The sequence below is a fragment of the Klebsiella quasipneumoniae subsp. quasipneumoniae genome (assembly GCF_020525925.1).
Taxonomy (GTDB): Bacteria; Pseudomonadota; Gammaproteobacteria; order Enterobacterales; family Enterobacteriaceae; genus Klebsiella; species Klebsiella quasipneumoniae.
The window spans coordinates 4,013,725-4,025,180 of record NZ_CP084876.1; the positions used below are offsets into that span (position 1 = coordinate 4,013,725).

Genomic DNA, 11,456 nt, shown 5'->3' on the forward strand with positions numbered 1-11,456 from the left:
GGTCACCTCTGAATCGGGCAGGCCACTTTTTCAATAGCCTTAGCCAGAGCATCGGACATCGCATATTCACTTTTTAATTTTGCGACGAGGTACTCTGCTGATGGGATAGTAGAACGCACATTTTCATTGAAGGCTCCCCATTCAGCATTACGTAGTTTAATAGCGATATCTAATGGATCATCTGGCCTGAACTTCCCTAAAAAAATTGGCGAGCTTAACCTTAGATCTATCAATTCATCTTCCAACTCATCATTTTCAGCCATTAACCTTTTAATGGTCTGGGCACTATCCTCCGCTAAATCACGTTCGCCTGTTTTGGTTGATAGTTCAAAAGGCCAATTTATACCGTGCTTCTTTGCCCATTCAGTAACTTCATCTTTTAACAAAGTAACATCGACACGGTTAGATTCATTGTAACCGTAATCAATAACCTCATTTGTTGCCGATAAAACATTATGATCAACAGCATCCCACAACGATGCCGTAAAGCTACCAATGATTTCAGCTTCAGGAAGTTTATTTATAATATCTCTTGGTTTACAACCAGCCATAATATTTGCAACTTCAGTTAGTTGAATACCTATTCTTGTTTTATAAGGTTTTAGATATTCAGGTAACTCTTGGGAAAGCGCGTCCAATTTGAAGGATATCGCCTGCTCCAACTCCTTCACAATAAATGAATAATCCCAGTATTGTTTAGAAAACGCCATTTCATTGAAAGGGCTATCTTCAAAGGCAGTATCTGCTCCAACAATAACACCCTCTAACAATCCAGAAAGAAGAGGATCATTAGGGGACTGCCTAAAAGTAGCCATACCTATTTTTTGTCCGAAATAAGGAGGGTTTATACCTTGCTCCATAGGTATGCGGCCAAGAAGTATTTCAGCAGCGACAGACGCGTCGCAATTAAGTTTAAGGCTAAGAAATAATAATACATCAGCTAAGCACATGTACTTTTTAGACTGTGCTTCCAAATCTCTAATTAAATCTATGCCATTTATCTGACTCATGCGTCACCTCACGCCCCCTAGTATAAGCGGCTATGCCAGCCCGCAGAGGTGTGCGGGTTTTCGGGGATCAGCCTAGACATAGCCTATTCTTTGTTCGTCTACCTAAGTCTACTATCGTCTTTATGCACTGTCTATGCATACAGTCAGGCGCGTTTCCCGAACGAGCCATGGACCACATTTTCACCATTCTCCAGCGCCTGCATATAGTCGGCATACCACTGGAGCATTTCCCGCCGGCCATCCAGATACTGAGCGTGGTTATATGTCCCGCGGATGGAGTTCTTATCGACGTGCGCCAACTGCGTTTCAATCCAGGCGGTGTTATATCCCTGTTCATGGAGGATGGTACTCATAGTGTGCCGGAAGCCATGCCCGGTCGCTTTACCGTCATAACCAATACGCTTAATCACTTGGTTAATGCTGGCCTCACTCATTGGCTTGCCGGCATCATTCCGTCCGGGGAAAACATACTTTCCTCGCCAGGTAAGCTGGTTGATTTCTTCAAGCAGTTCGCGAACCTGAGTTGAGATAGGAACGAGATGTGGCCGCCGCATCTTCATTCGCTCTGCAGGGATATTCCAGACCCCCTTATCGAAGTCGATATCAACCCATTCAGAAGCACGGAGCTCAATTGTCCTGAGTCCAGTAAGCATAAGCAGGCGGGTAGCATTTCGAGTCACCACGCTGCCGCTATAGTCGTTCAAAGCTCGCAGAAAGTCAGGTATTTGTTCAACCGATAAATGAGGGAAGTGTTTTTGCTTTGGTGCTTTTAGAGTACTGGCGAGATCGACCACAGGATTATGCTCTGCTCTGCCGGTGATGACCGCATAGGTGAAGATCTGCCGGCAGGCTTGACGTGTCTTTTTGAGCTTATCAAGTACTCCACGTTGTTCCATCTTGCGAAGAACAGCCAACATATCAACGGGCTTAATATCAGTGATCGACCGGGAGCCAATATAAGGAAAAATATCTTTTCTCAGATACTCCAGTATGTCGCTGGCATAGCCTGCTGACCAGTTCATCGATTTATGTTCATGCCATTCCAGCGCCAGTCTCTCAAAGCTGTTTGATACGGCCATCGCCCTGGCATGTTTTTTTTCCTGCTTTTCCTGCCCCGGGTCACCACCAGCAGCCAATACTTTTTTAGCCTCTGCTCGTTTTTGACGTGCATCGGCCAGCGAGACTTCAGGGTATACACCTAAAGCCAACGACTTTTCTTTACCGGCGACCCGGTACTTCAGCCGCCAGTATCGAGCGCCGTTGGGGTTCACCAAGAGGTAAAGGCCACCGCCATCAGACAGTTTATAGGGTTTGTCCTTAGCTTTAGATGTATCGACCTGGCGGGCTGTAAGCTTCACTTGGGGGTATCTCATTACATTGAACAGGAATCTACCCCCAAATGTACCCCCACATGAATGTGGATTTCAATAGACCATAGTAGACGTTGAGATAATGAAATATTGGAGAATACCGCGTGTATGCTGGGTTGAGTAGACTTCAGGAGACGTTAAGAGAAGTGAGTATGGCACGCCCTACAGGATTCGAACCTGTGACCTACGGCTTAGAAGGCCGTTGCTCTATCCAGCTGAGCTAAGGGCGCCCTGAGAAGCGAGTGCTTCGCGGAGTGAAACGCCTGGAATTATACGGTCCACGTCGGTTGAGTCAATCCATTTTGCCAGGAAACTGCGGGGCTTATACGACGCTGGCGAAATATCCTCCGCCAACTGTACAAGAAGCATACCACCGGGGCTCTTACGCCAGTAAATCGACTGAGTGGCCAGGCGCAATACACCAATAACCATGCAATGAAAAGGGTCAAAAACCGGCTAAATTTGCCCCAGACAGGATAAAACAGCAAACGAGGACTGACAGCGAGGCCGGCTTCTGACAAAATATCCTCATCCCCCTTTCGTAAAGATACAGATGGAATCCTCTCTCTGATGGCAGCAAAAATTATTGACGGTAAAACGATTGCGCAGCAGGTACGCTCTGAGGTTGCGGAAAAAGTGAAGGCTCGCGTTGCGGCCGGAAAACGCGCCCCTGGGCTGGCCGTCGTGCTGGTCGGCAGCAACCCGGCCTCGCAGATTTATGTCGGCAGCAAGCGCAAAGCATGTGAAGAAGTGGGCTTCGTCTCCCGCTCTTACGATCTCCCGGAAACCACCAGCGAAGCCGAGCTGCTGGAGCTTATCGACACCCTGAATGCCGATAAGACCATCGACGGTATTCTGGTTCAGCTGCCCCTGCCGGCAGGGATCGATAACGTCAAAGTTCTCGAGCGCATCGCGCCGGATAAAGACGTCGATGGCTTCCATCCTTACAACGTTGGCCGCCTGTGCCAGCGGGCGCCGCGCCTGCGTCCGTGCACCCCGCGCGGTATCGTGACGCTGCTGGAACGCTACAATATCGACACCTACGGCCTGAATGCGGTGGTCATTGGCGCGTCCAATATCGTCGGCCGCCCGATGAGCATGGAGCTGCTGCTGGCCGGCTGCACCACCACCGTCACCCACCGCTTTACCAAAAACCTGCGCCATCATGTCGAAAACGCCGACCTGCTGATCGTCGCGGTGGGTAAACCGGGCTTTATTCCTGGCGAATGGATCAAAGAAGGGGCGATTGTGGTCGATGTCGGCATTAACCGTCTGGAAAGCGGCAAAGTGGTCGGCGACGTGGTGTATGAAGATGCCGCTGAACGCGCATCCTACATCACCCCGGTGCCCGGCGGCGTTGGCCCGATGACCGTCGCCACCCTGATTCAGAACACGCTGCAGGCGTGCGAAGAGTACCACGACGTTGAGGAGGCCTGAGATGGCGACATTTTCCTTAGGAAAACACCCGCACGTTGAGCTGTGCGATCTGCTGAAGCTGGAAGGCTGGAGCGAAAGCGGCGCCCAGGCGAAGATCGCCATCGCCGACGGGCTGGTAAAAGTCGACGGCGCGGTGGAAACCCGCAAACGCTGCAAAATCGTCGCCGGTCAGACGGTGAGCTTTGAAGGCCAGAGCGTAACCGTCACGGCCTGACCGCGAAAAGGAAAACGCCCGCTTAAGCGGGCGTTTTTTTATGACTTACTTCCGGCGCCAGGTGGTGCCCTGCGGGCCATCTTCCAGCACGATCCCCATCTCGTTAAGACGATCGCGCGCCGCATCCGCCGCCGCCCAGTCTTTCGCTTTACGCGCGTCCAGACGCTGCTGGATAAGCGATTCAATTTCCGCCACTTCCGCGTCGTCAGCCTGCGCGCCGCTCTGCAGGAAGGCGTCCGGCTCCTGCTCCAGCAGCCCCAGCACCGACGCAAGCTTACGCAGGTGGGCCGCCATGGCGTTCGCCGCGGCCGCGTCCTCGGTTTTCAGGCGGTTTACTTCGCGCGCCATATCGAACAGCACCGAGTAGGCTTCCGGGGTGTTGAAGTCATCGTCCATCGCCTCGATAAAGCGTGCTTCGAAGGCTTCGCCGCCCGCCGCGTCGACGGATTTGTCGGTCCCGCGCAGCGCGGTGTACAGACGCTCCAGCGCCGAGCGCGCCTGCTTGAGGTTCTCTTCGCTGTAGTTCAGCTGGCTGCGATAGTGGCCGGACATCAGGAAGTAGCGAATCGTCTCCGCATCGTAATACTTCAGCACGTCGCGGACGGTAAAGAAGTTGCCCAGCGATTTCGACATCTTCTCGCGGTCAACCATCACCATGCCGGAGTGCATCCAGTAGTTAACGTACTCGCCGTCATGGGCGCAGGTGGACTGAGCGATTTCGTTTTCGTGATGCGGGAACATCAGATCGGAACCGCCGCCGTGGATGTCAAAATGGTTGCCCAGCTGTTTGCAGTTCATCGCCGAGCACTCGATATGCCAGCCCGGACGGCCCGCGCCCCACGGCGACGGCCAGCTTGGCTCGCCCTCTTTCGACATCTTCCACAGAACGAAGTCCATCGGGTTACGCTTGACGTCAACCACGTCGACGCGCGCCCCCGCCTGCAGCTGATCGAGATCCTGACGCGACAGCAAACCGTAGTTCGGATCCGTCGGCACATCGAACATCACGTCGCCGTTATCCGCCACATAGGCATGGCCTTTGGCGATCAGCTGCTCGGTAATCTCGATGATTTCCGCAATATGATGCGTCGCGCGCGGCTCGCTGTCGGGACGCAAAATATTCAGGGCGTCAAAATCCTTGTGCATTTCGGCGATCATCCGATCGACCAGCGCGACAAAGCTTTCGCCGTTTTCATTAGCGCGTTTAATGATTTTGTCATCGATATCGGTGATATTGCGCACGTACTTCAGCTTATAGCCGAGAAAACGCAGATAACGCGCCACAACGTCAAAGGAGACGAAGGTACGCCCATGGCCGATGTGACAGAGATCGTAAACGGTAATACCACACACGTACATGCCGACTTCCCCGGCATGGATAGGTTTAAATTCCTCTTTCTGGCGCGTCAGTGTATTAAAAATTTTTAACATCGAAGATTCCGTGTAGACGTGTGTGGGTAATGAAGCCTCTATAATACCCATAATTCACACAGGACGCAGCACACATTGCAAGGTGCATCGACCCCCGCGGTTATGCTATAACACCCCCCTATATCTCACCCGACACCGGGTGCTGGCACCACACTCATCGGAACAGGATGCAAAAATGGTTACTTTCCACACCAATCATGGCGATATCGTAATCAAAACGTTTGACGACAAAGCGCCGGAAACAGTTAAAAACTTCCTGGACTACTGCCGCGAAGGTTTCTACGACAACACCATTTTCCACCGTGTTATCAACGGCTTCATGATTCAGGGCGGCGGTTTTGAACCTGGCATGAAACAAAAAGCGACCAAATCTCCGATTCAGAACGAAGCGAACAACGGTCTGAAAAACACCCGCGGCACGCTGGCGATGGCCCGTACTCAGGCGCCGCACTCTGCAACCGCGCAGTTCTTCATCAACGTGGTTGACAACGACTTCCTGAACTTCTCCGGCGAAAGCCTGCAGGGCTGGGGCTACTGCGTCTTCGCGGAAGTGGTTGAAGGCATGGACGTGGTTGATAAAATCAAAGCGGTTGCCACCGGCCGCAGCGGCATGCACCAGGATGTGCCGAAAGACGATGTGATCATCAAAAGCGTCACCGTCAGCGAGTAATTCGTGGCGACACTTTTTATTGCAGATTTGCACCTGCAAACAGAAGAACCGGCGATCACCGCCGGTTTTCTGCGTTTTTTACAGGGGGAAGCCCGTCAGGCGGACGCCCTGTATATCCTTGGCGATCTGTTCGAGGCATGGATCGGCGATGACGATCCGAACCCGTTGCATCAGCAAATCGCTACGGCAATCAAAGCCGTCGTCGACGCCGGCGTGCCCTGCTACTTCATTCACGGCAACCGCGATTTTCTCGTTGGCCAGCGCTTCGCCCGCCAGAGCGGGATGATCCTGCTCGCCGAAGAAGAGCGACTGAACCTCTATGACCGTGAAGTCTTGATTATGCATGGCGACACGCTGTGCACCGATGACCCGGGCTATCTGGCGTTTCGCGCGAAAGTCCACACCCCGTGGATCCAGCGCCTGTTCCTGGCCCTGCCGCTGTTTATCCGCCGCCGTATCGCCGCCCGCATGCGCGCCGACAGCAAAGCCGCCAACAGCAGCAAATCAATGGAAATTATGGATGTGAATCCGCAGGCGGTGGTTGACGCGATGGAGCGGCATCACGTGCAGTGGCTGATCCACGGCCATACCCATCGCCCGGCGGTCCATGACCTGCAGGCCAACGGCCAGCCCGCATGGCGCGTGGTGCTCGGCGCCTGGCACAGCGAAGGATCGATGGTCAAGGTGATGCCGGACGACGTCGAACTGATCCACTTTCCGTTCTAATTCCTGCGCGAGCATAATTCCGAAACCGCCTTTTGCCTGGGCGGAGGTATGCGCCTCCCGGCATTCCGCATGCTAGTCTTCCTCGACATCACTCTCAAGGAACGAGCATGAACAGGAAAAAGTGGAGCCAGCCGCTGATCTGGGGAATGATCATCGCGATCCTCAATCCGTTAGGGATAAGCTATATCGCCTTAATCGGCGTCACTCTCGGCAACACGCTGACGTTTGTCTGGTGCGCCCTTCTGGCGTGGGCCATCTATTTCTATGCCATTTATTTGCTCTGCACCCGCCCTCACGAGAGCCGGTCAGTACAGATCTTTTTACTGATCATGGGCACCCTGATGCTCCCCTGGGGGCTCGTGCTGCTTATCACCTGTATCATGAATGAGAGAAGTGTCGATAAGCCGCGATCGCCGTCCTCGATAAGCGAGACAAAAGACGGCTAACCATGCGCACGCAACCGTTTTCCTTGCCGGCAGTTCATGCTATTCTCTGTGGCCTCTAAAGCAGTGTGAAACACACCCACAGGAGTTTTAAGACGCATGTCTTCCCGCAATAATTCGGCGCGTATCGCCATCGTGATGGGGTCCAAAAGCGACTGGGCTACCATGCAGTTTACCGCAGAAATCCTTGATGCCCTGAACGTTCCGTACCATGTCGAAGTGGTCTCCGCCCATCGCACGCCCGATAAGCTGTTCAGCTTCGCTGAAAGCGCCGAAAGCCACGGTTATCAGGTGATTATTGCAGGGGCAGGCGGCGCGGCGCATCTGCCGGGCATGATTGCGGCGAAAACCCTGGTGCCGGTGCTCGGCGTACCGGTTCAGAGCGCGGCCTTAAGCGGTGTCGACAGCCTCTACTCCATTGTGCAGATGCCGCGCGGTATTCCGGTCGGTACCCTGGCCATCGGCAAAGCCGGGGCTGCAAACGCCGGTCTGCTCGCCGCGCAGATCCTCGCCCAGCATGATGCTGAACTCCACCAGCGCCTGAGCGCCTGGCGTCAGGCGCAAACCGATGAAGTGCTGGATAACCCGGACCCGCGGGGTGCGGCATGAAACAGGTATGCGTGCTCGGTAACGGCCAGTTAGGCCGTATGCTGCGCCAGGCCGGCGAGCCGCTGGGTATCGCCGTCTGGCCGGTGGGGCTGGAAGCCGATCCGGAAGCGGTGCCGTTCCAGCAGAGCGTCATCACCGCAGAAATTGAACGCTGGCCGGAAACCGCCCTCACCCGCGAGCTGGCCCGCCACCCGGCGTTCGTCAACCGCGACGTCTTCCCGATTATCGCCGATCGCCTGACGCAAAAGCAGCTGTTCGATAAGCTGGGCCTCGCCACTGCCCCGTGGCAGCTGCTGGCGGATAAAAGCGAGTGGCCGGCGGTGTTTGCCCGCCTTGGCGAACTGGCGATCGTTAAGCGTCGCGTCGGCGGCTACGACGGCCGCGGCCAGTGGCGTCTGCGGGAAAACGAGATCGATCAGCTACCGGACGATAACTACGGCGAGTGCATCGTCGAGCAGGGGATTAACTTCTCCGGCGAAGTGTCGCTGGTAGGCGCCCGCGCCCATGACGGCAGCACCGTCTTCTACCCGCTGACCCGCAACCTGCATCAGGACGGTATTCTGCGCGCCAGCGTCGCCTTCCCGCAGGCCAATGCCCGCCAGCAGGAGCAAGCGGAAAGCATGCTGACGGCGATCATGAACGAGCTGAACTACGTCGGCGTGATGGCGATGGAGTGCTTCGTCACCGCCGAGGGGCTGCTGATCAACGAGCTGGCGCCGCGCGTACACAACAGCGGCCACTGGACGCAAAATGGCGCCTCCATCAGCCAGTTTGAGCTGCATCTGCGAGCAATGACCGACCTTCCTCTGCCGCCGCCGGTGGTTAACAGCCCGTCGGTGATGATCAACCTGATCGGCACCGATCTCAATTACGACTGGCTGAAGCTGCCGCTGGTCCACCTGCACTGGTACGATAAAGAGGTGCGCCAGGGTCGTAAAGTCGGCCACCTGAACCTGACCGACAGCGATACAGACCGTCTGAGCGCGACGCTGGAAGCGTTGAAGCCGCTGCTGCCAGCGGAATACGCCAGCGGTATCGTCTGGGCGCAGGCGCAGCTCAGCTAAGCCCTTCGTGCCGGGGATTTGATCTATCCCCTTCCCCGGCACACCTTGAGGCGCGTACAATCCCCCCCTTGCTGTAAAGCCCATTTCTGTTTTGACTTCAGAGGATACCCCATGACCAATGGGACGGATTATCGCGCCATTCTCGCCAGCGATACGCCACTGATTGACGTGCGCGCCCCGGTGGAGTTTAGCCTAAGCGCGATGCCGGCAGCGATCAACCTGCCGCTGATGAATGATGAAGAACGCGCCGCGGTCGGCACCTGCTACAAGCGCCAGGGGCCGGAAGCGGCGCTGGCGCTCGGCCATAAGCTGGTCCAGGGCGACCTGCGCGCCAGCCGGATCCAGGCCTGGCTGGAAGCGTGCGCCCGTTACCCGCACGGTTTCCTGTGCTGCGCTCGCGGCGGCCAGCGCTCGCATATCGTCCAGCAGTGGCTGAAAGAAGCTGGTGTGGATTACCCCCTGATCGTCGGCGGCTATAAAGCGCTGCGCCAGGCGGCTATCCAGGCCACCGACGCGCTGGTACAGCGACCGATCGTGCTGATTGGCGGCTGCACCGGCAACGGCAAAACCCAGCTGGTCTGCTCGCGCCCGGACGGTATCGATCTGGAAGGCCATGCCCACCACCGCGGCTCTTCGTTTGGCCGCACGCTACAGCCGCAGCATCCGCAGGCCACCTTTGAAAACCATTTGGCGGTTAGCCTGCTCAAAAAAGCCGAACAGCAGACGCGCTGGGTGCTGGAAGATGAAGGCCACATGATCGGCGCCAACCATCTGCCGGAGTGCCTGCGCATCCGCATGGCGCAATCGCCGCTGGCGGTGGTGGAAGATCCGTTTGACGTTCGCCTCGAACGGCTGCGCGAGGAGTATTTCGATCGCATGTATCGCGACTTTATCGCCGCCTATGGCGAAGAGAAAGGCTGGCAGGCATATGGCGAGTATCTGCATCACGGCCTGTTCGCCATCCGCCGTCGCCTGGGACTGCAGCGTTTTGCTCAGCTCACTGAACGCCTCGATGAGGCGCTGGCGCAGCAGCAGCGCACCACCAGCACCGAGGCGCACTTCGCCTGGCTGGTGCCGCTGCTGGAAGAATACTACGACCCGATGTATCGCTATCAGTTGGGGAAAAAAGCCGGGAAGATTATTTTTCGCGGCAACTGGCAGGAGGTCGCCGCCTGGCTGGCGGAGTAATCACACCCTCTCTTGTCCCGGCTTGCGGCGTAAACGCCTTAGCCGGGCTACGGGTCCGCAGACGGCGGTGAACCTGTAGCCCCGGTAAGCGCAGCGTCACCGGGGAATGGTTACCGCTTAGAAGTCGTAGCGCAGACGCACCAGGTTCATATCGCCCAGGTTGTCGGTGCTGGAGGTAAACACGTGCTCGTAGTCAACGCGGAAACCATAATCCAGCTGGAAGCTGATCCCCAGACCGTTATCAATACGCTGGTAGTTACGGCCGTTCACATATTCCAGGCGGTCGCCCATAAAGTACGGCTGAATAGATTTAACGGCATATTGATTGATCGGGAATTTATAGCCCGCAAAATATTCAATCCCCCAGGCGTCGCCGGCGAAGTAATTATGGACATCGGTTTTTTTGGTAGTGAGGAAGTTCTGATACCAGCCGCCGCCGAAGGAGAAAGTCCAGTTATCCGGGGTCCAGCTCAGCGCGGTACCGACGATGTTCTGGTCATAGGTTTTGCTGTCGGAACTTGACGGGTCGCGCATTTCGGCGCGGGTGTAGTTCCACGCGGTCCCCCAGGTCAGATCCTTCATGATGTGGTAGTCCGCGCCAACAGAACCGCCGCCTTTACGTTTATAGCGCAGACCATTACCCGGCAGGTATTCGCTGTCTTCGAACAGATAGGAGCCGTAAAGATCGACATCGCCAACGGTTTTCTTATATTTCAGCATATTACGGGAACGATAAGAGCCATCGTAATCGCCGTTAATACCGTTGCCCGGCGCCTGGGCAATCATATCGTAGTCCCAGATATCGGTTTTCACCCCGACCACATCATAGTAAACACTGTTTTGCTGACCGTAGGTTAACGTCCCCCAGGTATCGCTTTTCAGGCCGGTATACAGCATGCGGCGGGTGGTATTGTTCGCCCCTTCCGCGTAGTGATTATCCCAGTCGAACAGCGCCGGAATATTCACCCCCAGCTCGTAGTAGCTGATCCAGCTAATATCATCGAACAGATAGTAGTCCGCGGCGAAACGGAAGCGGGTGCCGCCGTCGAAACCGTTGCGCTTATAGGAGCCTTTATCCCCGTCGCCGGTCATCATATTGAACTGCGGGCGGATACTTCCGCCGACGGTAAAGTTAAGCCGGCTTAACGGATCCCCCGCCTGCGGATCCTGTTTTAGCAGGGTGATCTCCGCGTGGGCAGCCAATGACGTTAACGCTAATGCTGCGCCGATCGAGATCGCCAGCGTTTTTATTGTGTGTGCCATAGTTTTTCCTTGATTAATAAGCAACCTTATA

General features: G+C 55.5%; 12 protein-coding genes and 1 tRNA gene. 8 read left to right on the plus strand and 5 right to left on the minus strand.

Annotated features, from left to right (window positions below):
- Positions 1–2: 2 nt before the first annotated feature.
- The 3 genes from LGM20_RS19345 to LGM20_RS19355 form a co-directional block, all read right to left on the minus strand.
- Positions 3–1,010 (minus strand): hypothetical protein, encoded by a 1,008-nt coding sequence (locus LGM20_RS19345; protein ID WP_052454837.1) that lies wholly within the window; start codon positions 1,008–1,010, stop codon positions 3–5.
- A gap of 143 nt (positions 1,011–1,153) precedes the next feature.
- On the minus strand, positions 1,154–2,368 hold the full coding sequence (locus LGM20_RS19350; protein WP_044521329.1) for a tyrosine-type recombinase/integrase: 1,215 nt from the start codon (positions 2,366–2,368) through the stop codon (positions 1,154–1,156).
- 165 nt (positions 2,369–2,533) lie between these two features.
- Positions 2,534–2,610 (minus strand) — tRNA-Arg (locus LGM20_RS19355).
- A gap of 340 nt (positions 2,611–2,950) precedes the next feature.
- Between LGM20_RS19355 and folD the strand changes: the two genes are divergently transcribed.
- A complete protein-coding gene (folD, locus tag LGM20_RS19360) occupies positions 2,951–3,817 on the plus strand; it encodes a bifunctional methylenetetrahydrofolate dehydrogenase/methenyltetrahydrofolate cyclohydrolase FolD (RefSeq protein WP_004143017.1) in 867 nt (288 codons plus the stop codon).
- A 1-nt stretch (position 3,818) separates the two neighbouring features.
- Positions 3,819–4,031, plus strand: coding sequence for a ribosome-associated protein YbcJ (gene ybcJ, locus LGM20_RS19365; RefSeq protein ID WP_004143016.1), 213 nt, complete (start codon positions 3,819–3,821; stop codon positions 4,029–4,031).
- Positions 4,032–4,076: 45 nt separating this feature from the next.
- Here ybcJ and cysS read toward each other — a convergent pair whose 3' ends face one another.
- Complete coding sequence (cysS, locus tag LGM20_RS19370; RefSeq protein ID WP_004204706.1) at positions 4,077–5,462, minus strand: cysteine--tRNA ligase; 1,386 nt, start codon at positions 5,460–5,462, stop codon at positions 4,077–4,079.
- A 175-nt stretch (positions 5,463–5,637) separates the two neighbouring features.
- Between cysS and ppiB the strand changes: the two genes are divergently transcribed.
- The 6 genes from ppiB to mnmH all read left to right on the plus strand — a co-directional run bounded on the left by ppiB (position 5,638) and on the right by mnmH (position 10,162).
- Complete coding sequence (ppiB, locus tag LGM20_RS19375) at positions 5,638–6,132, plus strand: peptidylprolyl isomerase B (protein WP_004151319.1); 495 nt, start codon at positions 5,638–5,640, stop codon at positions 6,130–6,132.
- Positions 6,133–6,135: 3 nt separating this feature from the next.
- On the plus strand, positions 6,136–6,858 hold the full coding sequence (gene lpxH / locus LGM20_RS19380) for a UDP-2,3-diacylglucosamine diphosphatase (protein ID WP_044521327.1): 723 nt from the start codon (positions 6,136–6,138) through the stop codon (positions 6,856–6,858).
- Positions 6,859–6,965: 107 nt separating this feature from the next.
- Positions 6,966–7,304 carry a hypothetical protein gene (locus LGM20_RS19385; protein ID WP_044521325.1) on the plus strand — a complete coding sequence of 113 codons (339 nt, stop codon included), beginning with the start codon at positions 6,966–6,968 and terminating at the stop codon, positions 7,302–7,304.
- 96 nt (positions 7,305–7,400) lie between these two features.
- On the plus strand, positions 7,401–7,910 hold the full coding sequence (gene purE / locus LGM20_RS19390; RefSeq protein WP_004151322.1) for a 5-(carboxyamino)imidazole ribonucleotide mutase: 510 nt from the start codon (positions 7,401–7,403) through the stop codon (positions 7,908–7,910).
- Positions 7,907–8,974, plus strand: a complete 1,068-nt coding sequence (gene purK, locus LGM20_RS19395) for a 5-(carboxyamino)imidazole ribonucleotide synthase (RefSeq protein WP_044521324.1) — start codon at positions 7,907–7,909, stop codon at positions 8,972–8,974. Before purE ends, purK begins: the two co-directional genes overlap by 4 nt.
- Positions 8,975–9,085: 111 nt before the next feature.
- A complete protein-coding gene (gene mnmH, locus LGM20_RS19400; RefSeq protein ID WP_044521323.1) occupies positions 9,086–10,162 on the plus strand; it encodes a tRNA 2-selenouridine(34) synthase MnmH in 1,077 nt (358 codons plus the stop codon).
- Positions 10,163–10,279: 117 nt separating this feature from the next.
- On the opposite strand, the gene LGM20_RS19405 is transcribed toward mnmH, so the two are convergent.
- On the minus strand, positions 10,280–11,425 hold the full coding sequence (locus LGM20_RS19405) for a porin (RefSeq protein ID WP_023288667.1): 1,146 nt from the start codon (positions 11,423–11,425) through the stop codon (positions 10,280–10,282).
- Between the last annotated feature and the right edge of the window lie 31 nt (positions 11,426–11,456).